The 25,137-nt window shown below is 73.4% G+C and carries 21 protein-coding genes, 1 pseudogene and 1 riboswitch; of the genes and pseudogenes, 12 read left to right on the top strand and 10 right to left on the bottom strand.

The window, feature by feature from the left end; translation table 11 throughout:
- Window positions 1-142: 142 nt before the first annotated feature.
- From I5Q34_RS24110 to I5Q34_RS24100, 3 genes are all read right to left on the bottom strand, one after another.
- A complete protein-coding gene (locus tag I5Q34_RS24110) occupies window positions 143-2,125 on the bottom strand; it encodes an ABC transporter ATP-binding protein (protein ID WP_277965752.1) in 1,983 nt (660 codons plus the stop codon).
- Window positions 2,126-2,611: 486 nt separating this feature from the next.
- Complete coding sequence (locus I5Q34_RS24105; RefSeq protein WP_199894485.1) at window positions 2,612-3,202, bottom strand: YIP1 family protein; 591 nt, start codon at window positions 3,200-3,202, stop codon at window positions 2,612-2,614.
- Between the two features lie 70 nt (window positions 3,203-3,272).
- Window positions 3,273-4,772: an APC family permease gene (locus I5Q34_RS24100; RefSeq protein WP_199894484.1), complete on the bottom strand. Its 1,500-nt coding sequence runs from the start codon at window positions 4,770-4,772 to the stop codon at window positions 3,273-3,275.
- Between the two features lie 151 nt (window positions 4,773-4,923).
- Window positions 4,924-5,142, top strand: a riboswitch (cobalamin riboswitch).
- A 31-nt stretch (window positions 5,143-5,173) separates the two neighbouring features.
- Here I5Q34_RS24100 and I5Q34_RS24095 point away from each other — a divergent pair.
- A complete protein-coding gene (locus tag I5Q34_RS24095) occupies window positions 5,174-6,301 on the top strand; it encodes a HoxN/HupN/NixA family nickel/cobalt transporter (RefSeq protein WP_199894483.1) in 1,128 nt (375 codons plus the stop codon).
- 98 nt (window positions 6,302-6,399) lie between these two features.
- Here I5Q34_RS24095 and I5Q34_RS24090 read toward each other — a convergent pair whose 3' ends face one another.
- The 5 genes and pseudogenes from I5Q34_RS24090 to I5Q34_RS24075 form a co-directional block, all read right to left on the bottom strand.
- Complete coding sequence (locus tag I5Q34_RS24090) at window positions 6,400-7,665, bottom strand: MFS transporter (protein WP_199894482.1); 1,266 nt, start codon at window positions 7,663-7,665, stop codon at window positions 6,400-6,402.
- A 122-nt stretch (window positions 7,666-7,787) separates the two neighbouring features.
- A pseudogene (locus I5Q34_RS34970) lies at window positions 7,788-8,030 on the bottom strand (toxin Doc); the annotation flags it as partial.
- A gap of 180 nt (window positions 8,031-8,210) precedes the next feature.
- Window positions 8,211-8,462, bottom strand: a complete 252-nt coding sequence (locus I5Q34_RS24085) for a hypothetical protein (protein ID WP_199894481.1) — start codon at window positions 8,460-8,462, stop codon at window positions 8,211-8,213.
- Between the two features lie 216 nt (window positions 8,463-8,678).
- Window positions 8,679-8,858 (bottom strand): DUF397 domain-containing protein, encoded by a 180-nt coding sequence (locus I5Q34_RS24080; protein WP_199894480.1) that lies wholly within the window; start codon window positions 8,856-8,858, stop codon window positions 8,679-8,681.
- Window positions 8,855-9,661 carry a DUF5753 domain-containing protein gene (locus I5Q34_RS24075; protein ID WP_199894479.1) on the bottom strand — a complete coding sequence of 269 codons (807 nt, stop codon included), beginning with the start codon at window positions 9,659-9,661 and terminating at the stop codon, window positions 8,855-8,857. The genes I5Q34_RS24080 and I5Q34_RS24075 overlap by 4 nt, the downstream gene beginning before the upstream one ends.
- Window positions 9,662-9,794: 133 nt before the next feature.
- On the opposite strand from I5Q34_RS24075, the gene I5Q34_RS24070 reads away from it, so the two are divergent.
- Window positions 9,795-10,613 (top strand): class I SAM-dependent methyltransferase, encoded by an 819-nt coding sequence (locus I5Q34_RS24070; RefSeq protein WP_199894478.1) that lies wholly within the window; start codon window positions 9,795-9,797, stop codon window positions 10,611-10,613.
- Between the two features lie 598 nt (window positions 10,614-11,211).
- Here I5Q34_RS24070 and I5Q34_RS24065 read toward each other — a convergent pair.
- Window positions 11,212-12,690, bottom strand: a complete 1,479-nt coding sequence (locus I5Q34_RS24065) for an alpha/beta hydrolase (RefSeq protein WP_199894477.1) — start codon at window positions 12,688-12,690, stop codon at window positions 11,212-11,214.
- A gap of 177 nt (window positions 12,691-12,867) precedes the next feature.
- On the opposite strand from I5Q34_RS24065, the gene I5Q34_RS24060 reads away from it, so the two are divergent.
- The 10 genes from I5Q34_RS24060 to I5Q34_RS24015 all read left to right on the top strand — a co-directional run bounded on the left by I5Q34_RS24060 (window position 12,868) and on the right by I5Q34_RS24015 (window position 24,245).
- On the top strand, window positions 12,868-14,124 hold the full coding sequence (locus I5Q34_RS24060) for an ATP-grasp domain-containing protein (RefSeq protein ID WP_199894476.1): 1,257 nt from the start codon (window positions 12,868-12,870) through the stop codon (window positions 14,122-14,124).
- Window positions 14,121-14,963 (top strand): Rossmann-like domain-containing protein, encoded by an 843-nt coding sequence (locus tag I5Q34_RS24055; RefSeq protein WP_199894475.1) that lies wholly within the window; start codon window positions 14,121-14,123, stop codon window positions 14,961-14,963. Before I5Q34_RS24060 ends, I5Q34_RS24055 begins: the two co-directional genes overlap by 4 nt.
- Entirely contained in the window at window positions 14,960-16,042 is a 1,083-nt protein-coding gene (locus I5Q34_RS24050; protein ID WP_199894474.1) for a PLP-dependent cysteine synthase family protein, read from the top strand. Before I5Q34_RS24055 ends, I5Q34_RS24050 begins: the two co-directional genes overlap by 4 nt.
- Window positions 16,039-17,100 carry a dipeptide epimerase gene (locus I5Q34_RS24045; protein WP_199894473.1) on the top strand — a complete coding sequence of 354 codons (1,062 nt, stop codon included), beginning with the start codon at window positions 16,039-16,041 and terminating at the stop codon, window positions 17,098-17,100. The genes I5Q34_RS24050 and I5Q34_RS24045 overlap by 4 nt, the downstream gene beginning before the upstream one ends.
- A complete protein-coding gene (locus tag I5Q34_RS24040; RefSeq protein ID WP_199894472.1) occupies window positions 17,097-18,287 on the top strand; it encodes an MFS transporter in 1,191 nt (396 codons plus the stop codon). The genes I5Q34_RS24045 and I5Q34_RS24040 overlap by 4 nt, the downstream gene beginning before the upstream one ends.
- Window positions 18,284-19,057, top strand: a complete 774-nt coding sequence (locus I5Q34_RS24035; protein ID WP_199894471.1) for a class I SAM-dependent methyltransferase — start codon at window positions 18,284-18,286, stop codon at window positions 19,055-19,057. Before I5Q34_RS24040 ends, I5Q34_RS24035 begins: the two co-directional genes overlap by 4 nt.
- Before the next feature lie 409 nt (window positions 19,058-19,466).
- The gene (locus I5Q34_RS24030; RefSeq protein WP_199894470.1) at window positions 19,467-21,023 is read left to right on the top strand and encodes an ABC transporter substrate-binding protein; all 1,557 of its coding nucleotides are present in this window, start codon (window positions 19,467-19,469) and stop codon (window positions 21,021-21,023) included.
- The gene (locus I5Q34_RS24025) at window positions 21,011-21,973 is read left to right on the top strand and encodes an ABC transporter permease (protein ID WP_199894469.1); all 963 of its coding nucleotides are present in this window, start codon (window positions 21,011-21,013) and stop codon (window positions 21,971-21,973) included. Before I5Q34_RS24030 ends, I5Q34_RS24025 begins: the two co-directional genes overlap by 13 nt.
- Window positions 21,970-22,758 (top strand): ABC transporter permease, encoded by a 789-nt coding sequence (locus I5Q34_RS24020; RefSeq protein WP_199894468.1) that lies wholly within the window; start codon window positions 21,970-21,972, stop codon window positions 22,756-22,758. Before I5Q34_RS24025 ends, I5Q34_RS24020 begins: the two co-directional genes overlap by 4 nt.
- Window positions 22,755-24,245 carry an ABC transporter ATP-binding protein gene (locus I5Q34_RS24015; RefSeq protein WP_199894467.1) on the top strand — a complete coding sequence of 497 codons (1,491 nt, stop codon included), beginning with the start codon at window positions 22,755-22,757 and terminating at the stop codon, window positions 24,243-24,245. Before I5Q34_RS24020 ends, I5Q34_RS24015 begins: the two co-directional genes overlap by 4 nt.
- On the opposite strand, the gene I5Q34_RS24010 is transcribed toward I5Q34_RS24015, so the two are convergent.
- The gene (locus I5Q34_RS24010) at window positions 24,193-25,062 is read right to left on the bottom strand and encodes a class II glutamine amidotransferase (protein WP_199894466.1); all 870 of its coding nucleotides are present in this window, start codon (window positions 25,060-25,062) and stop codon (window positions 24,193-24,195) included. The genes I5Q34_RS24015 and I5Q34_RS24010 overlap by 53 nt on opposite strands.
- Window positions 25,063-25,137 lie beyond the last annotated feature (75 nt).

Below are 25,137 nucleotides of genomic sequence, written 5' to 3'. Positions count from 1 at the left end.
CCGCGGGTTGCGAAGGGGCGCAGCCCCTGCGGAAACGGTGAAAGTGGGGGTACCCCCTCCGGGGGAGGGACCGGGGCAACCAACCCCCTCACCCGCGCCCCGGCGGGCGCGCACCGCACCGCGCCACCCGCCGAGGCACCGATCACACCGCCCCCGTCACATCCGTGACATCAGGCCGTCGCGGCTGAGGAACCCCCTCCCCCGCATACTGCCTCCGCTGCAACTCGTACATCTCCCGGAACAACCCACCCCCCTTCCCCAGCAACTCCTCGAACGTCCCGCTCTCCCGAAGCCGTCCCCGCTCCAGCACGTGGATCAGATCCGCGTGCCGCACGGACGCCAGCCGGTGCGTGATCAGCAGCACCGTCTGCCCGCCGTCCGCCAGTTTGCGGATCTGCTCGAACACCTCCAGCTCCGCCCGCGCGTCCAGCGCCGACGTCGGCTCGTCGACGATGAGGATCCGCCCGCCCCGGTACCGCGCCCGCGCGATGCCGATGCGCTGCCACTGGCCGCCGGAGATCTCATGGCCGCCGACGTAGCCGCGGGCGAGCAACGTGTCCCAGCCGCGCGGCAGTTCCTCCGCCACGCTGTCCGCGCCGGAGTGCGCCGCCGCGTCGGCCAGTCGCTCCCGCACCGGCGGCCGGTCCGTCCGCCCGATCGCGATGTTCATCCGGAACGTGAACGGCCAGCGGTGGAAGTCCTGGCTGACCATCGCGATCCGGGCGAACAGCTCCGCCCGGTCCAGCGCCGCCGCGTCCACCCCGTCCCACAGCACACGCCCCTCCGTCGGCCGGTACAGGCCCGCCAGCAGCTTGGAGACCGTGCTCTTCCCCGACCCGTTCTCGCCGACCAGCGCGACGACCTTGCCCACCGGCACGGTCAGGCTCACGTCCCGCAGCGCGACCTTCTCCACGGACGCCTCGTCCGCCTCGTCGCGCGGGTAGGAGAACGTGACGTTCTCGAAGCGGATCTCCGAGAGCCCCTCGGGCACGGGCAGCCCGCCCACCGGAATGGCCCGCTTCGCGGACTCCTCGCACAGCCGCTCCAGATCCCCCATGAACCCGGCCTCCTCGTAGAGGTTGTTGACCTGGAGGACCAGCGTGGACAGGCTCTGCGCCCCGGTGCGCGTGGCCAGGACGGCCGTGCCGGCCACCGACAGGTCCATGACCCCGGTCAGCAGCAGCCCGATCAGCGCCAGGTACGTCGCCGCCGTGGCGAGCCCGGTCAGGCCCGCGGCCAGCAGCCGCACCCGCGCCGCGTCCCGCGCCAGCCGTGTCTGCTCGGCCTCCGAACTCTCCGACATGCTGCGGAAGTGCCGCAGCATGAACGGCCCGACGCCGTGCACCCGGATCTCCGGCGCCGGCCCGGTCTTCGTCAGCGTCTGGCTGAGCAGCCGCCCCGCCCGCGAGTGCTGCACCCAGCGCAGGAAACTCGCGTACCGGGCACGGGAGTTGCGCAGCGACGCCCACGAGCGCGGCACCGTCATCAACACCAGCAGCGGCAGCAGCGCCGGGTGCAGCACGGTCAGCACGCCGGCCGCCGCCAGGAACGAGATCAGCGCCCCGACGACCGCCGTGCAGTAGTGGATCATCCGGCGGGCCGACGACGCCCCGTACTGCGCGGAGTCCAGCAGCCGGTGGAACGAGGCGTCCTCGATCGCCGACATCTCCACCCGGACGACGTGCTCCAGGTACATCTCGGTCGCCACCCGCTCGACCTTCGGCTCCAGCCGCCCCTGCCCGGACGTCGAGAACGACTGCGCCACGGCCCCGGCCGCGGACGCCAGCGCCGCCGTCACCATCGCCGGGGTCGCCAGCCACAGCCGGTGCTGGACGCTCCCGTCGAGCATCACCGCGGCCAGCACGCCGTTCACCGCCACCAGCGCCACCGCCTGGGCGATCCCCCGGATCAGCTCCGAGGCCCCCACGGTGCGCAGCGCCCGCCGGTCCGCCCGCCGGGCCAGCCGCACGGTCGTCGCCACCAGGTGCGGCAGCCGCCCGGCCATCGCCCACAGCGACATCTCCAGGTACCGGCGCTCGTGCTGCGCCCACCCCGCGTCGTGCACCAGCGGCCCGCCGAAGAGCAGCCGCTCCGATTCCGATCCGGTCTCCCGCTGAACGCTCACGCGGCCTCCCCGGGACAGAGGCCGTCCGGGCCGACGCGTTCGATTAACAACAGCCCTCCAGTGGTGTGCGTGTGACCGCCGTGACGGTGATGCACTGCGCCTCCTCATTGACCTCGCAACGGAACATGCGCTCGGGAAACGGCGCCCGAACGGGCTACGTCACGGGCCCGCGCGGGCGGTCCGTCGACCGGAAATTCGAAGTGGCGTCAACGGCCCAGCAATCCCAAGAGGGAGGCCGGGTAGGCCCGTTGTGCGATTCACCCTCGCGTGTCCGTTCACCCCATCCGGGACTTGCTTCGCCCTCGGGAACGATCAAGGCCCCCGGCCCGGCGGGCGGTACGCGGCCCCCGGCCCGCCCGGCGTTCGCGAACGCGCGGGCCGGTGAGGGCCGGGGAAATGACGCAGGGCACAACGAAGGCCATCGCCCCGGCGACGTCCGGACGACGTCACCGGGGCGATGGCCTCACGCGGCGGCGGCCCGCCGCCTCACCCGCTCCCGGGCGGGAACTTCAGCAGCGCCACCACCGCCACCATCTGGATGCTCACCGAGGCCACCGCCTTGCGCGTGGGCAGGTGGTGCTGCCCGCGGATCAGCAGGGTCGCCAGCGCGCAGCCGAACGCCGTCGTCACGGAGGCCGCGGCGCGCACCGGGACGGAGCTCTCCGACATCCAGACGTCGAGGACCAGGCGCGGCAGGTCCGTGGTCCAGAAGACGAGGACGAACAGGCTGGCCGTGGGGCCGACGCGGCCGTTGCCGCCGAGACGGCGGGCGATGGCGTGGGTCACCAGGCCCAGCAGGACGCTGGCGAGCAGGATCACGGCCGAGCCGATGGCCATCGCCTGGAGCGCGAGGGACGGGCTCACGTCCCACTGCGCCCAGAAGGAGTCCTTGGCCAGTGTTCCCAGCGCTCCGCACAGCAGGCACAGGAACATGGCGGCCCCCCAGACGCTCCGGTCCCGGGCTTCGTCGAGAACCTCGACGGGCCGGTACCAGAGCCCGAGTATGAGCCGGTGCCAGAAGAGCCGGCGGGGTCCTGCGCCGGGCGTGCGGGGAGCGGTCGTGGTGGTCAGGGGCATGAGTGCCGTTCTATCACCGTACGGCCCGTGCCCCGAGTCCGGGCCGAGTGTCAAGGGGCCGGACGTCCCGTCAGGCGGGCGTCGCCTCCACGGGTCCGGGGTCGCCGCCGGGCTCCGGGGACGGGGCCGCGGCGCCCTCCCCCTCCAGGAACTCCTCGCGGATCTCCCGCGGTCCGAACGGCCAGATCCGCTCGAACCGCGCCCACACCACGAACGCCACGCACCCCGCCCCGACCCAGGCCAGCGACCACTCGATGGGATGCCGTCCCGGCGAGTTCCGGTCCGCGTAGCCGTAGATGACGAGCCATCCGGCGAGCGCGATCAGGCTCGGCAGCGGGTACAGCCACATCCGGTACGGCCGGCGCAGCCCCGGCTGGCGGCGGCGCAGCACGGTCACCGCGGCGATCTGGCCGAGGGCCTGGACGAGCACCATGACCGCGAGCAGCAGCTGGATCAGCGTCGCCAGGTCGGTGTGACGGCCGATCAGGAAGCCGACGCAGCCCAGCGCGCCCATCGAGAGCAGGCCCAGCACCGGGAAGCGGTGGCGCGGGTGCAGCGTGCCGAACGGGCGGAAGAAGACCTTCTCCCGGGCCGCGTTGTAGGGGATGCGGGAGGCGCCGAGCATTCCGGTGAAGACCGAGGCGAGCGCGGTGATCAGGATGAGGACGGTGACGGCGTTCGCGGCGCCCTTGCCCCAGGTCTTCTCCAGCACCGCCGAAGCGACGGACGAGGAGGCCACGTTGCCCGGGTCGAGCATGTCCCGCCAGTCGATGACGCCGAGGGTGCCCACCTGGAGCAGCAGGTAGATCACCATGATGCCGAGGATGGACCAGATGATGGAGCGCGGCAGGTTGCGCCCGGGGTTCTTGATCTCGGCGCCCATGTACGCCGTGGTGTTGTAGCCCCCGTAGTCGTAGATGCCGATGGTCAGCCCCGCCGCGAAGCCGATCCAGAAGTGCTGGGAGGCCAGGTCGAAGGAGTGCGCGGGGTAGGTGAAGGCGCGGTCCGGGCTGAAGTTGGCGTAGGCCGCGACGATGACGAGGAGGACGGCCAGGATCATCACGCACCACATCACGGCGGTGATCCGGGCCATGTTCTCCACCCGGCCCCACAACAGCGCGACGACGCCCGCGATCAGGACCAGCCCGGTCAGGTCGCCCTGCGTCTGCGTCATGCCGGGCCAGAGGTAACCGAGGTACTGGATGAAGCCGATGACACCGGTGGACAGGGCCAGCGGGAAGTAGAGCATCATCGTCCAGACGAACAGGAACGGCATCAACTTGCCCGTCCGGTACTGGAACGCCTGCCGCAGATAGACGTAACTGCCGCCCGCGCCCGGCATCGCGGCCCCCAACTCGGCCCACACCAGCCCGTCGGAGAGCGCGAGCACCGCCCCGGCGAGGAAGCCGATGACGGCCTGCGGGCCGCCGAACGCCGCGACCATGAGCGGAATCGTGACGAACGGCCCGATGCCGCACATCTGGCTCATGTTGATGGCCGTCGCCTGGAACAGCCCGATCCGGCGGACGAATCCGACCTGCCCGTCCGGCCCGTTCGCTCCGTCTGCCATGGCGGTGCCTGCCTCTCGTAGCGCGGTGGGGTGCGGTGACTGTGGCGCCGTGGTCACCGCCGAGTCAAGACTCGTGCGCGGCGGGTCGTGAGCGGCGGCGAGCGAGAACATGACAATCGCCACTCTCGCCGCATCAGCGCAGACCGGACCGCTAAAGTGGCCCGGCCGTGGTGTTCGGGAAGACCGGTGAGGAGCCTTTGGTTCCGATTCCGGAGCGGCCCTCGCCACTGTGATCGGGGAGTTACCGTCCCGTTCCGCGCTGCCGAGGCGGCGTGCGCGGAGCCACTGGCAGCATCCGGCTGCCGGGAAGGCAGGGACGGGCGCGACGGACCCGTCAGCCAGGAGACCGGCCACGGCATCTCACGAACGGATTCCACGAGGTGCTGGAGCGTGACCCTCAGATGACCCTGCCCACCGCCGCCCCGGGCGCTACCGCCACCGGTACGCCCGCCTTCCGCTGGCGCCGCGAGGACACCGTGCGCACCGCCGGCCTGCTGGCCGTCATAGCCGCCCTGCACGTCGTCGCCTTCGGCGTCCTCCTCCTGCTCGTCGTCCCGGGCCACTACGAGGTCGGTTCCAAGGTCTACGGCGTCGGCCTCGGCGTGACCGCCTACACCCTCGGCATGCGGCACGCCTTCGACGCCGACCACATCGCCGCCATCGACAACACCACCCGCAAGCTGATGGCGGACGGCAAGCGTCCGGTCTCCGTCGGCTTCTGGTTCGCGCTCGGCCACTCCAGCGTCGTCATCGCCATGGCCGCCCTCGTCGCCGGCGGCACGCACCTGGCCGGCACGCTGCTGAACGAGGACTCCACCACCCACCAGACCCTCGGCGTGGTCGGCACCTCAGTCTCCGGCGGCTTCCTCTACCTCATCGCCGCCCTCAACCTCGTCGCCCTCGCCGGCATCATGCGGATCTTCCGCGCCATGCGCGAGGGCCGCTACGACGAGCGGGAGCTGGAACGGCAGCTCGACTCCCGCGGCTTCATGAACCGCGTCCTCGGCCGCTTCACCAAGTCCATCACCCGCCCCGGCCAGATGTACCCGCTGGGCTTCCTCTTCGGCCTCGGCTTCGACACGGCCACCGAGGTCACGCTGATGGTCATGGCCGGCAGCGGCGCCGCCGCGGGCGTGCCCTGGTACGCGATCCTCTGCCTGCCGCTGCTCTTCGCCGCCGGCATGAGCCTCTTCGACACCCTCGACGGCACGTTCATGAACTTCGCCTACCAGTGGGCCTTCTCCAATCCCGTGCGCAAGGTCTACTACAACCTCGCCATCACCGGGCTGTCGATCGCCGTGGCCTTCCTGATCGGCACCATCGAGCTGGTGGGCGTCCTCCACGAGAAGCTCGACATGGACGACCCGGTGAGCACCTGGATCGCCGAAATCAACCTCGACAACGTCGGGTTCGTGATCGTCGGCCTGTTCGTGGTGGTGTGGGCGGCGGCCCTGGCGTACTGGCGCTTCGCGAAGGTGGAGGAGAAGTGGGCCGCGCGGTCGGCGGCCGCAGTGCCCGCCGAGAGCTGAGCCGCCGTTCCCTTGGCGCGGGCGGAACGCGCGGTTGCGGGCATTTTGGTTCGTGCCGATCCTGCTCGCGTGCCCTCGTCCACACCCGAACTGCCCGCTTACGGCGGCTCGGGGCCCGGGGCGCCCTCGGAGGTCGGGTGCGGCAGCACCCGTTCCCCGGGCGAGAGCCGGGGGAGCACCGCGAGCCCCACGACGACGGCCAGGGCGCAGGCGACCGCGCCGAGGGCGAGGGCCGCGCGGGCGCCCAGGACGTCCGTGACGACGCCGACGACCGGCCCTCCGACGGGCGTACTGCCCAGGAACATCACCGACCACAGCGCCATCACCCGCCCCCGGAAACGCGGTTGGCTGGTCATCTGGAGCGTGGTGTTCACGGTGGCCAGGAACAGGGTGCCGGCCGCGCCGACGAACGGCAGCGCCACCAGCTCGGTCCCGAGGGTCGGGACGAGGGACGCGGCGAGGATCGTGACGCCGAACCCGCCCGCCGCCACGGTGAGCGGCAGCACCCCGGCCCGCCCCCGCGCGGTGACGGCCACCCCGCCGGCGACCGCGCCCAGTGCCATGGCGGACGTCATGTACCCGTACGTCCGGGAATCGCCGTGCAGCTCGTCCACCGCCAGCAGCGGCAGGACCACCTGGAACTCGTAGGCCAGCGTCCCGATCAGGGCCAGCATCAGCAACGGGCCCCACAGCCCCGCCTCCCCGCGCACGTAGCGCAGCCCCTCCCTGACCTGGCCAGGCTCCCGGGGCACCGGGGGCGTCGGCCGCAACCGGTCGGCCCGCATCAGCGCGAGCGAGCCGAGGACGGCGACGAAGCTCACCGCGTTGGCCAGGAAGCAGACGCCCGCCCCCGCCATGGCGATGAGGATCCCGGCCACCGCCGGGCCGATGGCCCGGGTGGCGCTGTTCATCACGCTGTTGATGGAGACCGCGTCCCGGATCAGGGCGTGACCGACCAGTTCGGGGACGAACGTCTGCCGCGCGGGCATGTCCACCGCGTTGACCGTCCCCATCAGCACGGCGATCACGAAGACGTGCCACAGCCGCACGGCACCGGTCACGGTGAGCAGCCCCAGCGCCAGGGCCAGCAGCATGAACGCGGCCTGGGTGAGCAGCAGGAGCCGGCGCTTGTCGGCCCGGTCGGCGACGAGCCCGCCGTACGGGCCGAGCAGCAGCACGGGCAGGAACAGGGCGGCCGTCGCCAGCCCCACCACCGTGCCCGAGTGCGACAGCTCCAGCACGAGCCAGGGCTGCGCCACGGCCTGCATCCAGGTGCCGACCAGACTGAGGCCCTGCCCCGCGAGGTAGAGCCGGAAGTCCGGCACGGCGAGTACGGCCCGTGTCCGTCCACGTCCCCGTTGCACGGTGGCTCCTCGTCGTCGGCCGGCCTGTCGGGCCGCTCAACGACGGGCGTCGGCGCGAGGATGCGAACTCCGTCACGCGGACGGAACACCGGCCGCAGGATGTTCCGCCGCCTGCCCCGGCGTCAGACGCGCCAGGATCGCAACCGGTCGGCGGCCGTGAAGACGTCGGACTTTCCGGCGGACAGCTCCTTGGCGAGCTCCACCAGTTCCCCGTACGGGGTGTCCAGGCCCTCGCCACTGGCGTGCATGTAGGCGATCGTGATCGCGCATGCGAAGCGCATGTCGTACGCCGGCAGCGGACGGAGCAGCAACAGAGTCTGCAGCAGCGATGCGGCGCGCCAGGCCGGGGCGGAGTCGACGCCCAGGGCTTGTCCGACGGTTCTTGGACCGTTGCCAAGCAGGCCGCCCCTGCCATGCGGCGCGACTCGTAAGCTGCCGATCGCCCCACAGGGAGCGCCCGCACCTGCGAGGCGGCGGCCTCAAGAGCCGTCGGACACGGCCCGGGCACGGGGGATCGACACGGTGCCGGGCGGCCGCCGGGACAGTCAGGGCGCCCTGTCCGCTCCGCCGCTGGCCGGCCCGTCGTCGGCCCCGGGCTCGGCAATGGCTTCGGCCGGAGCAGAGGCGTCGAAGGTGCGCCGGAACACCTCCGCGGCTTCTTTGCGCGCCCTGTGGTGGGCAATGGCGTCGGCCGTCGCCGACCGGACGAATGCCTTCATCGTCATCCCGCGCTCCTGGGCGATCTCCCGGATCTCCTGGAGGTCCCGGTCGGGGAAGTCCACGTTGAGAGCTGACATGCGGCAACGGTAGCGGCCGGAGGCCGCTCTCCACCCGGTCGCGGACGCCTTCGGCGGCGCCCCGCGTCCGGGACTCCGGTGTGCCGTGCGCGCGTCCGGCACGGACCGCCGGGGAGGGGCCCGTAGGGCCGGGCATGGCAGCACGAGCGGCGTGGGCGGATCGCTCGACCAAGAGGCGCGGCCGCGCCGCTGGCAGCCGTCAGGCCCGTACGGACCTCAAACGCCTGGTATATGGGCTATGAAACATGCCCAGGTGGGGGTGGAGAAGGCGAGTTGGGGGATAGAGCCGAGCTTGGAGTCCCGGACATGGGTGGTTTGGGGGTGGCAGGCTATTTCCACACACTCGAGCTCGGGTTTGCTGTAACTGGACTTGAGCCAGACCGGATTGAGCGTCATAGTTCCTCCACAACGCTCCTGATGAAGCGGGCCGAGTCATCAGGAGTGAGGGCCTGTCGGGTGATCATGGTGTGCCGTCGGAACAGGATGCTCACCTGCTCCTCGTCTGCGTAGAGCTTGCCAGCCACTTGGCCCTCTTCATAGACGAGACGCTGGCGCTGCGGCGTCTCGAGGAGAATGAAGGGGCCGTAGAGCCCTGAGTGCGCTCCGCCGAACCGGAGCACCTGGATGGTTACGTTCCGGCGCTCACCCGCCTTCAGCAGGTGGAGCAGTTGCCGCCGGTGCGCGTCCTTGTCGCCCACCGGGTAGCGCACCACCGCTTCCCCGATGATGAAACTGAACTCCCGTTGCTCATCGTCGAGCAGGACACGGCGCTTCTCCTGCTCCTTGAGCCATGCCTCGATCTCTTCGCCGCTCTTCGGCGGCCAGTGCGCGGCGCTCAATTGCCGGGCGTACTCCTCGGTTTGGAGGAGACCTGGCACGAGTTGCGGTTGATATGAGCACAAGGCGATTGCCTCGACTTCGTGCTCCATATAGTCCCGCACGTGCGTAATGATCTTCTCGGGCTGGAGGTAGTCCAGTCCCGCGACGAGCAGGCCGTGCGCCCCGCACATCTCGTCCGCGATCCGGAGCAGCCTCGGAGTCGGCCGACGCCGCCCCTGCTCCATCGCCTTGATGGTCTCGACGGTGTACCCGGCCTCGTTGGCCAGTTCCTCACGGCTCACCCCCGCGAAGTACCTCCAGCGCTTGATCTGGTTACCGCAGTAGCGCCACCCGACCGGTGAATCCGACACCTGTCCCATACCTGCCCTCCGCCTCGTCGATGCGCGCCGCAGGCTACGCGCCGAATGGCCCGGGCGGCGGCCCATGCCCCCGAACTCACCCCTCCGGAGTGAACAACTCAACACCCCCACCCCGTACCGCTACTGTGGGCCCATGGAGCGCGAGAAGATCACCCTCACCGGTGCCCCCGAGACCATGCTCGCCACCCTCTACGGACGGGCCCTCGACAGCCGTTCGCCCCGTTCGCTGCTCCACGACGACGAGGCGCTCAAAGCGGTACAGCGGATCGACTACGACTTCCGCCGCGCCAGGATGTCGTCCATGAGCGCCGCCCAGGTCGTGCTGCGGGCCAAGCAGCTCGACGACTGGACCGAGCAGTTCATCACCCGCAACCCCGGTGCCACCGTCCTGCACCTCGCCTGCGGGCTGGACACCCGCGTCCACCGGCTCGCGCCGCCGCCGACCGTCCGCTGGATCGACGTCGACTTCCCCGAGGTCATCGAACTGCGCAACAGGTTGCTCCCGGACCCAGGGGGCGACTACCGGACCATCGGCACCTCGGTCACCGAGGAAGGGTGGGTGGAGCAACTCCCCGTCGACAGGCCGACGGTGGCCGTCTTCGAGGGGCTGGCGATGTACCTCCGGGAGGAGGACGGCCGACGCCTGATCCGCCGGATCACCGAGCACTTCCCCGGCGGGGAGATGCTCTTCGACGTCTTCGGCGCGTTCGGCATCCGCATGCAACTGCTGATCCCGGTGGTGCGGAACGCCCACGCGAAGCTCTACTGGGGCGTGGACGACCCGCAGGAGATCGAGAGCCTGCACGAGGGTGTGAAGTGCCTGGAGGCGCTGCGCATCCACGAGCTGAAGGCGATCGACCGGCTCTCCGCGTCGAACCGGTGCTGGGCGCGGGTGGTGGGCAGGACGCCCCGTATGAGGAACGCGTGGCGGATGCTGCGCTTCCGTTTCTGACCGCCGAACGGGTGAAATCGCGGCTTTCCGGGCAGTGTTGGCGAAACGTTTCTCCCAAAGGGCGACAAGGGATTCGGGGATGAGCTCGAAATGATGTGATTATTTCCGGGCCGGTCAACGCCTCTTGACCGTTTATTGGCCTTTCCGTGAAGCTCGTGGCAGTTCGCGCATCGAGCGAACGGCGCTCGGCGAACGCTGAGTCGTGCTGGGGGTCAAGGTGAGGGGTAACGGGGCGTTCTCCGTCAATACGCCTTCGGGAAAAGGGAATTCCGGCGCCGTTCCGTCCGGCATCGCGAGCTACTCGGCCACCGACCTGCGAAGTGACCGGTCGCAGAAGGGTACTTCACGGTTCGCGGCGAGGATCGGGCGGCGGAGTGCCGGGCGCCCGGAAAGCCGGTTGGGGGAACGTGGTTCCTTTCCCACGGACCGGTCTTTCCAGGTCACCTGCGACGGAGTTCAGTGGTTCGTCTTCGTGGACTGCTCGGACGGATTCCGGTACACGTTCGGCCCGTTCGTCGGGGAGCTCCGCGTGACGGCGAACTGCCCGCTGGGCACCCGCGTGACCGGGGGCGGCGTCTTCGGCAGCTGATCCCCGGGGCTAGGCTCCCGGCAATCCGGGCCCCGTGCACCGCACGTCCGCGTCCGGCACCGTACCGTCCACCAAATACGCGGCCACGGCGTCGTCGACGCACGCGTTCCCCCGGCTCGCGAAGACACCGTGGGAATAGTCGTCGGTCAGCGTCACCAGACGCGAGCCGGGGAGGACGGAACGCATGCGCCGGGCGCCCGCGAGCGGCGTGACCGGGTCGTGGTCCGAGGCCACCAGGAGGACCGGCGGCACCGAAGGGCCGCCCAACTGCGGCCGCTTGGACGGGCGATGGTGCCAGTACGCGCACGCCGCCGCCTCGACGCCGGTCAGGACGGGGAGCGGGTCGAGGCGGCGCAGCCGGCGCGCGTCGGCGGTGACGCGGCCGGGGTCGGGGCCCGGGCCGTCGGCGCACTTCACGACGCGGTTGGCCGCCTCGTAGTTGCGTGATCCGGGGGAGTCGAACGGGGTCGCGGGCCGCAGGCCGGAGACGCTGCCGGTGCGCAGATAGGTGCGCAGGCCGTCGCCCAGCGGTGCCCACCGTTCCGTACGGCCGAGGGCGCGGTAGACGGCGCGGTCGAACTCGGCCGGGCCGAAGCCCTGGACGGGGCGGGCGGCGAGCCGGGCGCGGGCGCGCTCGTAGGAGACGCGCACCGCGCGTGCCGTGTCGCCGAGCGCGAAACGCTTCCCGTGCCGGGCCAACCACCCGAGTAGTACCGCCCGTTGGCGCAGCATCGCCTCGGCCTGCAGCAGGTCGAAGTCGTACCAGGGCATCGGGGCGACGACGCTGTCGAGGACCATCCGTCCGGTGTGCCGGGGGAAGAGCGCGGCGTAGGCGGCGCCGAGGTAGCTGCCGTAGGAGACGCCGAGGAAGCCCAGGCGCTGTTCGCCGAGCGCGGCACGCAGGTCGTCCATGTCCCGGGCGGTGGCCTCGGTGGACAGGTGGGGCAGGGCGGAGCCCGCGCCGGTCGCGCAGTCGTCGGCGAGGCGGCGGAGGCCGTCGGCCAGGGTGCGTTCGGCGGTCCGGGTCCGGGCCACGGGGTCCGGGCCGGGGGAGCGGAAGAGGCCGCCCAGCTCACCGCAGTTGACGGGCGTGCTGTGGCCGACGCCGCGCGGGTCGAGGCCGATGACGTCGTAGGCGCGGCGCACCCGCTCGGGAAATTTGGCGCGCTTGACGACGGCGTACGGCAGACCGGCGCCGCCGGGTCCGCCGGGGTTGACGAGCAGGACGCCCCGGCGTTCGGCGGGGGTGCCGGTGGCCCGGACGCGGGAGACGGCCAGTTTCAGCGTCGGCCCGTCGGGGCGGGAGCGGTCCAGGGGGACGGTCAGCGTGCCGCACTCGACGCGGGCGGGGGACGCGGGGACCGGGACCGTGTCGGGGCAGGGGCCGAAGGCGAGGGAGGGGGTGGAAGCGGAGGCCGCCTCGGCGGGGGAGAGGGCGGCGGCTGTGGCGAGGAGCGCGCAGAGCAGCGGGACGGTGTGTTTCTTCACGGGCTCGCAATCGGTGGTGCGTGGTGCTGACGGGACAGCAGATGACAATGACAATCATTATCGATACGGTATGCCCGGTCAAGGCGCACCGCCGTGGTCACCCCGTCGTGTCACCCCGTCGTGTTCGCGCGTCGGGGTGCACCGCCGTGGTCGCACCGTTCGTGAAGGAGAGCTGCTGTGGGACACCTGCTGATGGTCGAGAGCTGGGTCGGGTCGATGAGCAGGCTGCTGCCGCGCGCGATCCAGGAGGGCGGGCACTCGTTCACGTTCCTCACGCGCGACCTCCACCACTACCTGCGGTCCGCCCCGGAGGGGACCCGGCACCCGCTCCTCGGGGCGCGCAACGTCGTCAACGCCGAGACCAACGACCTGGACACGCTGCTGCCGCTGGTCGAGCGGCTGCACGCCGCGCTCGGCTTCGACGGCGTCCTCACCTCCTGCGACTACTACCTCCCCACCGCCGCCCGGATCGCCGGCCGCCTCGGGCTGCCCGGCCCCGCCGCCGGGGCCGTCTCCGACGCCTGCCGCAAGGACGCCACCCGCCGCGTCCTCGACCGCGCCGGGGTCCCCGGCCCCCGCTTCGCCCTCTGCCCGGACCTGGCCGCCGCCCGCGAGGCCGCCCGGGACCTCGGGTACCCGCTCGTCCTCAAGCCCGTCGACCTGTGCGCGGGCATGTACGTCCGCAGGGTGGACGACGAGGCCGGGCTGACCGCCGCGTACGAGGCGCTCGCCGCCTTCCCCGTCAACGGGCGCGGCCAGCGGCGCGAGACGGCCGTCCTGCTGGAGGAGCTGCTCCACGGCCCCGAGGTCAGCGTCGAGACCGTCTCGTATGCCGGGCGCGCGCACGTCGTCGGCGTCACGGACAAGAGCGTCGCGGGCGCGCCCGCCTTCGTCGAGACGGGCCACATGTTCCCCGCCGACCTCTCGGAGGACGACCTCCGGGCAGCGGCCGGCACCGCCGTACGCGCCCTGGAGGCGCTCGGCCTCGACGACGTCGTCGCCCACACCGAGATCAAGCTCACGCCCGGCGGGCCGCGCGTCGTCGAGGTCAACCCCCGCCCCGCCGGCAACCGCATCACCGAACTCGTCCGCCACGTCACCGGCGTCGACCTCGCCGCCGCCTGCGTGGACGTCGCCCTGGGCCGCGCGCCCGACCTCGCGCCGCGCGAGACCGGACTGCGCAGCGCCGCCATCGGCTTCCTCGTCCCCGAGGCCGCCGGCACCCTCGACCACGTCGAGGGCGCGACCGGCATCGGCGGCGAACCGGGCGTCCTGGAGGCGAACCTCCCGTGCCCCGGCACCGCCGTGCGCGCCGGCGGCAGCAACAACGACTACCTGGGCCACATCATGGCCGCCGACACCGAGGGCCCCGGGGCCCGCCGCCGCGTCGAGCAGCTGCTGTCCGGCCTGCGCCCGCGGATGGTGCGCCGATGACGGCCACCTCGCTCGACCACGCGGCCACCTCGCTCGACGACCTGGAACGCCGCGTGCGCGCGGGCGAGTTCGGCCCCGACCCGGGCGGCCTGCGCGTCAGCACCGCCTTCACCACCGGCCAGGCCGTCCGCCACTCCGGCCGCAACGGCGGCTACCGCAACGAGGTGCTCAGCCTGCGCGTGGGCGCCGCCGTCGGGTCCTGTGCCGTCGAACCCGGCGCCCTGTCCGGCGACGTGACCGCCGCGTGCGCGGGCAGCCCCGTCGCCGAGCTGCTGGAGCACCCGCTCGCCCCCGTGCGCACGGCCGCCCTCGACGCGTACCTCATGCACGTCCTCCCGCACACCCCCGCCAACGGCGCCCGGCCCTGGTCCCTGCCCGCCGGCGACTCGCTGCGCAAGTCGCGCGCCCGGGCCCGTGCCGTCATCGGCCTGCTGGGCGCGGTCCCCGGACAGCGGGTCCTCGTCGTCGGCGTCGTCAACTCCCTGCTGGAGGCGCTGCGCGACCGCGGACTGGCCTATGACGCCTGCGACCTCAAGGGCGGGACGACCGAGTGGGGCGAGGAGATCCACACCGATGCCGTGAGCAGGCTCGACCGCTGCGACGCGCTCCTCGTCTCCGGCATGACGCTGGGCAACGGCACCTTCGAACCGCTGCGCGCGCACGCGGAGCGGCACGGCAAGGAACTGGTGGCGTTCGCCCAGACCGGCAGCGCCGTGCTGCCCCGGCTGCTCGGCGCGGGAGTGAGCGCCGTGTGCGCCGAACCGTACCCCTTCTTCTGGCTCGACGGCGGACGCGGCGTCGTCCATCGCTACGTCCACCGCTACGGAGGCACGCCGTGACCCCCGCCCTGCGCACCCTCCCGCGCGCCAACCACGATCTGCTCGGGCTCGTCGGCCGCACCCCGCTCACCCGCGTCACCACCGAACTGCCCCTGCCCCACCCGGGGTTCTGGGCCAAGCTCGAAGGGCTCGGCGCCGGGGGCATGAAGGCCCGCGCGGCCGTGTCCATGCTCGGCCGCGCCCGGGAACGCGGCGAACTGCGGCCCGGCGCCACCGTCGTGGAGTCCACCTCCGGCACCCTGGGCATCGGCCTCGCCTTCGCCGGACAAGCCCTCGGCCACCCCGTCGTCCTCGTCGGCGACACCGGCCTCGAACCCTCGATGCGCCGCCTCCTGCGCGCCCACGGGGCCGAGCTGGAGATCGTCGACCGGCCCGCCGCCGAGGGCGGCTGGCAGGCCGCCCGCCTCGCCCGGCTGCGCGAGGTGCTGGACCGCCGGCCCGGCGCGTACTGGCCCGACCAGTACAACAACCCCGACAACACGGCCGGTTACGCCTCCCTCGCCGCCGAGCTGACCGCCGGCCTCGACCACCTCGACATCCTCGTCTGCAGCGTCGGCACCGGCGGCCACAGCGCCGGACTGATCGGCCCGCTGCGCCGGCACTGGCCCGGGCTGCGGCTCATCGGCGTGGACGCCACCGGCTCCGTCATCTTCGGACAGCCCGCGCGGGCCCGCCTGATGCGCGGACTCGGCAGCAGCATCCACCCGCGCAACGTCGCCCACGAGGCGTTCGACGAGGTCCACTGGGTGGGGCCGGCCGAGGCCGCGTCCGCCTGCCGCCGGCTGGCGCGCGGCGCCTTCGTCAGCGGCGGCTGGTCCACCGGGGCCGCGGCCCTCGTCGCCGCCTGGGCGGCCCGCGTCCACCCCGGCGCGGTCGTCGCCACCGTCTTCCCCGACGGCCCGCACCGCTACCTGTCCACCGTCTACGACGACGACTTCGCCACCGCGCACGGCCTGGACCTCGCCGGGGCCGCCACCCGGCCCGTGGAGATCCCGCACCCGCGGGCGGCGGAGGCCACCGGGTGGGCGCGGTGCGCGTACCCCGCCCGCTGTTTCCTGAAGGAAGAGACCGACCGGTGAGGACCTCCCTGCGTACGACCCGGCTCCACCTCGCCGAACCCCTGCGCATCTCCCGCTCCGTGATGGCCGCCCGCGACGCGGTGTGGCTGACGGTCGGGCACGACGGGGTGCGCGGCCACGGCGAGGCGGTGACCAGCGTCCACTACGGGCTCGACACGGCCGCCGTGCAGCGCGAACTGGCGTGTGCCGCCGGTGAGTTGCAGCGCTTCGACGCCCCGGGCGACGCCCTGGACGCCGCCCGCGACGGCGGGCTGCTGCCCGACGGCACCCCGCCGATCGTCGCCGCGGCCGTCGAGTCCGCCCTGCTCGACCTCGCCGGCAAGCTCACCGGAACTCCCGTGCACCGCCTGCTCGGTGACGAGGAGCCGCCGGCCGTCGCCACGGCCCGGACGCTGGGCATCATGGACGCCGAACGGGCCGCGTCGCACGCCCGCCGCCTGGCCGAAGCCGGCTTCACGGTACTCAAGGTCAAGGCCGGAACCCCGGATCCGCTGGACGACCTGGACCGCGTCCGGGCCGTCGCCGCCGCCGCGCCCCGCGCCCGGCTCCTCCTCGACCCCAATGGCGCCTGGACGCCGCCCCAGGCCCGTGAACTGCTGCCGCGCTTCGCCGAGTTGGGTGTCGAGGCGGTCGAACAGCCGACGGTCCCGGGCGATCCCGAGGCGCTCGCCCGGCTCGCCGAGCGCTCACCGCTGCCGGTCGTCGCCGACGAGGACGCCGCCGGCCCGGAGGACGCCCGCCGCCTCGCCGGACGCGTCCACGGCATCAACGTCAAACTCGCCAAGTGCGGCGGCCCGTACGCCGCCCTGCGCATCGCCGAGCTGCTGGACGGCAGCGGCACCGGTCTCATGCTCGGCTGCCTGACCGCCAGTTCGCTGGGCATCGCCCCCGCCGTCCACCTCGCCGGCCGCGCCCGCTGGGCCGACCTCGACGGACACCTGCTGCTCGCGCACGACCCCTGGCGGGGGATCGGCGGCACCGACGGCACGGTCCGGGCCGGACGCGCCCCCGGACTCGGCGTCCACGAAATATCCGACTCAGGAGCGACCGCACCGTGAAGACCTGGCACGAAATACGCGGCTTCCCGCCCGCGATACGCCTCCTGCTGGTCAACCAGCTCGGCGTCAACACCGGCTTCTACCTCCTCATCCCCTACCTCGCCACCCACCTCGGCCAGGACCTCGGCATGTCGGCCGCCGCCGTCGGCATCGTCCTCGGCGTCCGCAACCTCAGCCAGCAGGGGCTCTTCATCCTGGGCGGCTCGGCCGCCGACCGGCTCGGCGCCCGGGGCGTCATCATCGCCGGATGCGCCCTGCGCACCGTCGGCTTCGCGCTGTTCGCCCTCGGGGACGGACTGGCGATCCTCCTCGCCGCGTCCGTGCTCAGCGGGCTGGCCGGGGCGCTGTTCAACCCCGCCGTCCGCGCCTACCTCGCGCGGGAGGCGGGGGAGCGCAAGGCCGAGGCGTTCGCCCTCTTCAACGTGTTCGCCACCGCGGGCGCCCTGCTCGGGCCGCTGCTCGGCAGCCTGCTGCTCCTCGTCGACTTCCGGGTCTCCGCGCTGACCGCCGCGGCACTGTTCGGGCTGCTGACCGTCGCCCAGGCGCTCGTCCTGCCGGCGCGGGAGCCGTCGCCGACGGGCGGCTCCGTCCTCGCCGACTGGCGCGAAGTCGCGCGCGACCGGCGGTTCCTGGCGTTCTCGCTCGCCATGGTCGGGATGTTCACGCTGGAGAACCAGCTGTATCTGCTGCTGCCGGACGGCGCTCGGCGCGCGACGGGGTGGGAGGGGGCGGCCGGGATGCTGTTCCTGGTGGGGACGCTGGTCAACCTGACGTTCCAGGTACGCATCACGGCCGCGCTGAAGTCCCGGGGTTCGCGGGTCGGCTGGATCGGGATCGGGCTGCTGCTGATGGGGACCGCGTTCGTGCCGCCGATGGTGGCGGCGGGGCCGCTGCCGGTGCTCATGAGCGCGCTGCTGCTGTACCTCGGGGTGATGGTGGCCCAGCCGTTCGTCATGGAGCTCGTACCGGACTTCGGCCGGCCCGAGCTGACCGGGACGTACTTCGGCGCGTTCTACGTCGTGTCGGGCGTCGCGGCCGCCGTCGGCAACGCGGTGGTCGGCCGGGCGATGGACACGGGCCGGGAATGGGTGCCGTGGGGCTGCTGTGTCCTGCTGGGCGTGGTTTCCGCTGCGGCCGTCGGCGTACTCCGCCGCCGGAACGCCGTCCCCCTGGCGGTGGGCGCATGAGCGGCGCTTCGAATTTCCTCACCGATCACCCGGAACTGTACGAGGCCCGGTTCCCCGACCCGGACCGGGTGGCCGCCCGCTGGGCGGAGGACTGCCTGCGGCGGTACGGGGCGGGGCGGCGGGTGCTGGACCTGGGGTGCGGGACGGGCCGCGACGCGGCGTGGCTGCACGGGGTGGCGGGGCGCCGGGTCGTGGGCGCGGACCTGTCCGAGGAGATGCTGGCGTACGCGCGGGCGCGTCACCCGGGCCCGTCGTACGTCCGCGCCGATCTGCGCGACTTCGACCTCGGGGAGGGGGCGTTCGACGCGGTCGTCTGCCTGGACAGCGCGTTCCTGTACTGCCACACGAACGAGGAGCTGGACGGCATGCTGGCGTCCTGCCGGGCCGCCCTCGTGCCGGGCGGAGTGCTCGTCGCCGAGATGCGGAACGGGGCGTTCTTCCTGGGCCGGACGGAGCTGCTGGACGCGCCGGTGCGCGGGGAGTTCGCGTGGCGGGGTGTCACGTACGGGCACGAGACGACGCTGTCCGTGGACCGGGCGGCGCAGTTGCTGCGGCGTCGGCGGGTGTGGTCGGCGGACGACGGGTCGGTGGCGGGGGTGGAGCAGCGGTCGGCTTGGCGGCTGCTGTTTCCGCAGGAGTTGCGGTACGTGCTGGGGGTGCGGGGGTTCCGGGTGCTGGAGTTGCATGACGGGCCGGGGCCGCGGGTGGAGGGGGCTGGGGGCGGGGGTGTTGACGGGGACCGTCTGCACGTGGTGGTGATGCGGATGTGAGGGTGTTGTGCCCCGGTCCCGCCCTTTCACCGTTTCTTCCGGGGCTCCGCCCCGGGCCCCGTATCGCGGCTTCGCCGCTCGTCCTCAAACGCCGGACGGGCTGAAATGCGCGCCCGGGCACGAATCCAGCCCGTCCGGCGCTTGAGGACAACCGCGCGGAGCGCGGTTGCGGGGTCCGGGGCGGAGCCCCGAAGAGGGGTCCAGGGGCGAAGCCCCGGTGGGGGCGCAGGGGGCGAAGCCCCCGCCCTCCGCGCGGCGGAGCCGCGCCCGGGCCCGGGGCGGAGCCCCGAAGAAACGGTGAAAGGGCGGGCCGGGGGCGAACTACCGCGCCCCGCGCCCCCCGAACCCGCGCCCCCGAACCCGCACCCTGACCCCTCACCCGCCCACCCACCCACCCCAAGGAGAACCCATGCCCACCCGCCGCCACTTCCTCACCACAGCCGTAGCCACCGGTGGCGCAGCCGCCCTCACCCTCACCGGCTGCGGCGGCAGCCCCGGCGACGGCGGTCGCGCCGCCGACAACGGCAAGCCGACCAACGGCGGCCACCTCCGCGCCACCTTCCCCGGCGCCGGCCCCGCCGAATCCCTCGACCCCCACAAGGGCAACCTCTTCGCCGACGCCGCCCGCGCCAAGGCCCTCTTCGACAAACTCGCCGACTTCGGCTCCGACATGACCCCCCGCCCCCGCCTCGCCACCCGCTGGGAGCCCAACAAAACCCTCGACCGCTGGACCGTCACCCTCCGCCCCGCGGAGTTCCACGACGGCCGCCCCGTCACGGCCGAGGACGTCCTCCACAGTTACCGCCGCATCGCGGACCCCGGGCAGGCGTACCGCGCCAAGGCGTCTCTCGAACCCATCGACCTCACCGCCAGCCGCGCCGTCAACCCCCGCACCATCGACTTCCGGCTCAAGCGCCCGACCGCCGAATTCCCCAACGTCCTGGCAGCGTTCGGCGCGTACATCGTCCCCATGAAAAACTTCGACCCCGACCGCCATCCCATCGGCTCCGGCCCCTTCCGTCACGTCTCCTTCACCCCGGGCCGCTCCGCCCTCTTCCGTCGCAACAGCGACTACTGGGACGGCGCCCCGCACATCGAGCAGCTCGAAATCCTCGTCGCCGACGAGGAGCCGGCCCGCGTGAGCGCCCTGCTCGGCGGCCAGGTCCACTACGCGCACGAACTCTCGCCCGCCACCGCCCGCGCCCACGCGCGCAACGGCCGCGTCGACATCGTCCGGCTGCGCAACAGCGCCATGCAGGGCTTCGCGATGAAGACCGACCGCGCCCCCTTCGACGACCCCCGCGTCCGCCGGGCGTTCTTCCTCATCGCCGACCGCCGCGAACTCGTCGCCGGGGCCCTGTCCGGCGCGGGCGAGACCGGCAACGACCTCTTCGGCAAGGGGTACGCGCACTACGCCGCGTCCCTCCCGCAGCGCGAGCAGGACCTCGACCGGGCCCGCGCGCTGCTGAAACAGGCGGGCCGCGAGGACCTGCGCGTCACCCTGGACACCTCCCCGGTCGCCGCCGGACTCACCGAGGCCGCAGGCATCTTCCGCGACCAGGCCGCCAAGGCAGGCGTCACGATCACCGTCCGCACCGGCAGCAAGGACAGCTACTGGAAGGACATCCTCGACTCCGGCACGATCGCCGCGTACCGCTCCGGCGCGATGCCCATCGAGTCCCACGTCTCCCAGCGGCTGCTCACCGACTCCACCACCAACGCCACCCACTGGCGCCGGCGCGACTTCGACGACCTCTACCGGCGCCTCCAGTCGACCCCGGAGCCCGCCGCCCGCGAGGGGATCTACGCGGAGATGCAGCGCACCCTGCACACCGAAGGCGGCTTCCTCGTCTGGGGGTTCGCCGACTGGATCGTCGGCACCGACCGCCGCCTGCGCGGCGTCGCCCGCGACGCGCCCGCCAACACCCTGGACTGGGCCCGCTTCGACCGCGTGTGGCTGGCGTGACGGCGGCCCACTGGTGGACGCGCCGGCTGCTGACCGGCGCCGGCCAGATCGCCGCCGTCGTCCTCCTCGTCGCGGCCCTGACCGAGGCACTGCCGGGCGACGCGGCCGTGGCCCTCGCGGGCGACGACCCCGACCCGGCCCGCCTCGCCGCGCTGCGCGAGGCGCTGCACCTGGACCGCCCGGCGCACGAGCGCCTGACCGAGCGCTTCCTCGCCCTCCTCCGGGGCGACCTGGGCACCTCCCTGGCCTCCGGCCGTCCGGTCACCGGCGAGATCACCGCCGCGCTCGGCCCCACCGTCCTCCTCGCGGCGATCACCCTGGCCCTGCTCGTCCCCGCCGGCGTCGGCCTCGGCGTCCTGGCCGCCCGCCGCGAGGGCGGACGCGTGGACAGGACGATCAGCGCCGTGACCCTGACCGTGTACGCGGCACCCGAATTCGCCCTGGGCGCCCTGCTGATCACCGTCTTCGCCCTGCGCCTGGACTGGCTGCCGCCCACGGCGGTCGGCCACGACCCCGGCGACCTGCTCGGCCACCCGGCCGTCCTCGTCCTCCCCGTGGCCCTGCTGCTGGCGCGTCCCGTGTGCTCCCTGAGCCGCCTGGTGCGCGCCGGGATGATCGACGCGCTGGCGTCCCCGTACGTGGCCCACGCCCGCCGCTGCGGCCTGTCCGCGACCCGCGTCCACCTGGCCCACGCCCTCCCCAACGCCGCCGCCCCCGCCGCCCAGCACCTGGCGCGGACGGCCGACTGGCTGCTGTGCGGCGTCGTCGTGGTCGAGGCGCTGTACGCGATCCCGGGGCTGGGGACGCTGCTGATGACGGCGGTCGCCCACCGCGACATCCCCGTCGTCCAGGGCCTCGCCGTCCTCTTCGGCGCCGTGGCCGTCACCGTCAACCTGGCGGCCGACGCGGCGGTCCGGCGCTTCGCGCCGCGGGCGGGGGTGGCGGCATGAGAGCACGGCGCTTCGCGCCGGGCGCGGCCGTCGTCGCCGTCCCGCTGTTCCTCGCGCTGTGCGGCCCGCTCCTCGTGGGCGAGGCCGGCCCGCGCGGCACCTCCTTCACCACCGGCGACGGCCACTGGCTGGGCACGGACTTCACCGGCCGGGACGTCCTGCGCCAAGTCCTGCTCGGCGGGCGGTCGGTGGTCCTCGTGGCCCTCACCGCCACCGCGCTGACCTACGCCGTCGCCCTGCCCGTCGGCCTCGCCGCGGCCCTCACCCGCCGGGCCTGGCTGGAGGAACTCCTGACCCGCCCCCTGGACGTCCTCCTCGCCGTCCCCTCCCTCCTGCTGATCCTCCTGGCGGCCGCCTTCCTCGACCCGGGCCCCGCCGGGATCGCCCTGCTCGTCGCCCTCGTCGCCGTCCCGGATGCCGCCCGGGTCGTCCGCGCGGCCGCCGCCGGCGCGGCGTCCCGCCCCGCCGTCGAGGCGCTGCGCATGCAGGGCGAGACCTGGGCCCGCGTGGCGCTCGGCCACGTCGCCCGCGCCACGCTCCGCACGCTCGTCACCGACGCGGGCGTCCGGCTGACGGGCGCGCTCTACCTGGTCGGCACAGCGGCCTTCCTGGGCGTCGGCGTGGCGCCCGACGCCGCCGACTGGGCGGTCATGGTCGACCGCAACCGCGCCGGACTCGCCCTCCAGCCCTGGGCCGTCGCCGTCCCCGCGGCCCTCGTCGTGGCCCTGTCGCTCGGCACCAACCTCCTCTTCGACGCCGCCCTCACCCGGAAGAAGGCCGTATGACCGTGCTCGCGGAGGTCCGCGGCCTGCGGATCGAGATCGCCGGACGCGCCCTGGTGACGGGCGTGGACCTGACCGCCCGCGCCGGCCGCGTCACTGCGCTCGTCGGCGCGTCGGGCAGCGGCAAGACGACGACGGGCCGCGCGCTGCTGGGCGAGTACCCGCCGGGCGCGCGCGTCACCGGCACCGTCCGCCTCCCCGGGGGCCCGGCGGCGTACGTACCGCAGCACCCGTCGTCCGTCCTCAACCCGGCGCGCCGGGTACGGGCGTTGCCGCACGACATCGCACGGGCCCGCTTCCCGCGCGCGGTCCGCCGCGAAAAGGTCGCGGAGGCCCTGGAATCCGCCCAGTTCCCACCCGCCCTCCTGGCCCGCCACCCGCACCGGCTCTCCGGCGGCCAGCAACAGCGCGTCGTCCTGGCCCAGGCCCTGCTCCTGGGCGCCCGCGTCGTCGTGGCGGACGAACCGACCACCGGCCAGGACCCGCTCACCGCCCGCCGCGTCGCGGCCGGACTCGCCGCCCTCGCGCGCCGGGGTCTGGCGGTCGTCCTCCTGAGCCACGACCTGGCGCTGGTACGGGAGTTGGCGGACGACGTCCTGGTGATGCGTGACGGCGAGGTGATCGAGAGCGGCGCGACCGGGACCGTATGGTCGTCGCCCCGGCACCCCTGGACCCGCGAACTCCTGGCCCCGGAGCCGACGCGCCCCGCACCCCGGACGCCCGGCCCGCCCGTCCTTTGGTCCACCGCCCCGCCCCTGACCGTCCACGCGGGCGGGACCCTGGCCCTCGTGGGCCGCTCGGGCAGCGGCAAGACGACCCTGGCACGCCGTCTGGCGGGCCTGCACACGGACCGCACCGGCGAAGTCCTCCTCGACGGATCGCCCCTGCCCCGCAGCGTCCGCCACCGCTCCCGCTCCCAACTCGCCGCCGTCCAGTACGTGTTCCAGGACGCCCGCGCCTCCTTCGACGAACACCGCCCCGTGGTGGACCAGGTGGCCCGCACCGCGATCCGCCTGCGCGGCCTGGACCGCCGGCCGGCCACGGCCGAGGCGTACGCGACCCTGGCCCGCACCGGCCTGCCCGAAGCCCTGGCGCGCCGCCGCCCCGCCGCCCTCTCCGGCGGCGAACTCCACCGCGCCGCCCTCGCCCGGGCCCTCCTGGCCCGCCCCCGCGTCCTGATCTGCGACGAGCTGACCTCCGGCCTGGACACCGTCACCCGCCGCGCGGTCCTCGGCCTGCTCACCGGCCTGACCCGCACCCCGGACGCCCCGGCCCTGGTCCTGATCACCCACGACGCCGACGTCGCCGCCCGGGCGGACCGCATCGCGGTCGTCGACGCCGGCCGCATCGTCGAGGAGGGCGCGACGCCCGACGTCCTCGCCGCACCCCGGCATCCCTTCACCCGCGCCCTCGTCGCGGACCTGGGCCGAGGCGTGTTCAGGCCGCCCGCTGCGACGCCGCCGCCTCCGGCCGCAGGTCGTCGAGGGTGAGGGGGTGCGCCGGTGCGTCGGGGAGGGCGAGGCGGGCGGTGACGGTGAGGTCCGGGGCCACGTGGAGGAGTTCGCCCGGGGCCAGGGCGCGCCAGTGGGGGTTGTCGTCCATGCGCTCGCTGGCGACCGCGACGGCCGGGGCGCCGGCCAGGTCGCGGGAGTGGACGCGCATGCGGCCGGCGGCGCCGCTGTGGTCCAGGTGGCGGCAGCCGTGGTGGCCGCCGGGCGAGCGGCGCAGGACGTGCAGCTCCTGGGTGTCCGGGTAGCGCAGGGCCCAGAGTTCGTCCCGGGTGGTGAGGATCAGATTCAGGGCGAAGACGGGGAGGCTGCGGGCGATCCAGCGGGCGGCGCCGGTGATGCCGGCGGTGACGTCGCCGCCATGGGCCGCGATCTCCCGGGTGACGAGGGCGAAGAACCGTTCCGAGTCGGTGCGGCCCCGCACCCGGGCCAGGTCCGGGCCCAGGCGGGCGTCCAACTCGTCGAGGCCCTCGATGACGCCGTTGTGGGCGAAGAGGCGCCCCTCCTGCTCGAAGGGGTGGGTGTTGCCGGTCTCCAGGCCGCCGGTCGAGGCGTAGCGGACGTGGGCGAGGAAGGTGGTGGACCGCACCTGCTTGGCCTCCGTGGCGAAGCGGCAGTCCTGGTACGCGGCCACGGGCTCCTTGCGGACCCGCGGGGTGCCGTCGGCGTCGAACCAGCCGAGGCCGGTCCCGTCCGGGTCGCGGTGGCTCTGCTCCCGCAGGCTGTCGGGGGCGTCCAGCAGCCAGAAGGTGGCGTGCGTACGGCGCGGGGCACTGGTCAGACCGAACAGACGGCACATGGGGCGAGAATATGCGCCGCACTCCCGGTCACCCGGTGAATTCGGCCGGGAATTGCCCGTGGAATTCCGGCCGCA

Origin of the sequence: Streptomyces sp. AV19 (assembly GCF_015999245.1) — a bacterium.
Lineage (GTDB): Bacteria > Actinomycetota > Actinomycetes > Streptomycetales > Streptomycetaceae > Streptomyces.
Note: the sequence above shows the minus strand (reverse complement) of the source record. Positions and strands in the feature narration are given on the sequence as shown.

Excerpts from the sequence above, each read along its gene's own strand:
- I5Q34_RS24080 (WP_199894480.1), bottom strand. The coding sequence starts at position 8,858 with ATGACGCTCAATCCGGTCTGGCTCAAGTCCAGTTACAGCAAACCCGAG.
- I5Q34_RS24085 (WP_199894481.1), bottom strand. The coding sequence starts at position 8,462 with ATGTCAGCTCTCAACGTGGACTTCCCCGACCGGGACCTCCAGGAGATC.
- I5Q34_RS24095 (WP_199894483.1), top strand. The coding sequence starts at position 5,174 with ATGACCCTGCCCACCGCCGCCCCGGGCGCTACCGCCACCGGTACGCCC.
- I5Q34_RS24070 (WP_199894478.1), top strand. The coding sequence starts at position 9,795 with ATGGAGCGCGAGAAGATCACCCTCACCGGTGCCCCCGAGACCATGCTC.
- I5Q34_RS24055 (WP_199894475.1), top strand. The coding sequence starts at position 14,121 with ATGACGGCCACCTCGCTCGACCACGCGGCCACCTCGCTCGACGACCTG.
- I5Q34_RS24020 (WP_199894468.1), top strand. The coding sequence starts at position 21,970 with ATGAGAGCACGGCGCTTCGCGCCGGGCGCGGCCGTCGTCGCCGTCCCG.
- I5Q34_RS24035 (WP_199894471.1), top strand. The coding sequence starts at position 18,284 with ATGAGCGGCGCTTCGAATTTCCTCACCGATCACCCGGAACTGTACGAG.
- I5Q34_RS24015 (WP_199894467.1), top strand. The coding sequence starts at position 22,755 with ATGACCGTGCTCGCGGAGGTCCGCGGCCTGCGGATCGAGATCGCCGGA.
- I5Q34_RS24075 (WP_199894479.1), bottom strand. The coding sequence starts at position 9,661 with ATGGGACAGGTGTCGGATTCACCGGTCGGGTGGCGCTACTGCGGTAAC.
- I5Q34_RS24100 (WP_199894484.1), bottom strand. The coding sequence starts at position 4,772 with ATGGCAGACGGAGCGAACGGGCCGGACGGGCAGGTCGGATTCGTCCGC.
- I5Q34_RS24030 (WP_199894470.1), top strand. The coding sequence starts at position 19,467 with ATGCCCACCCGCCGCCACTTCCTCACCACAGCCGTAGCCACCGGTGGC.
- I5Q34_RS24010 (WP_199894466.1), bottom strand. The coding sequence starts at position 25,062 with ATGTGCCGTCTGTTCGGTCTGACCAGTGCCCCGCGCCGTACGCACGCC.
- I5Q34_RS24105 (WP_199894485.1), bottom strand. The coding sequence starts at position 3,202 with ATGCCCCTGACCACCACGACCGCTCCCCGCACGCCCGGCGCAGGACCC.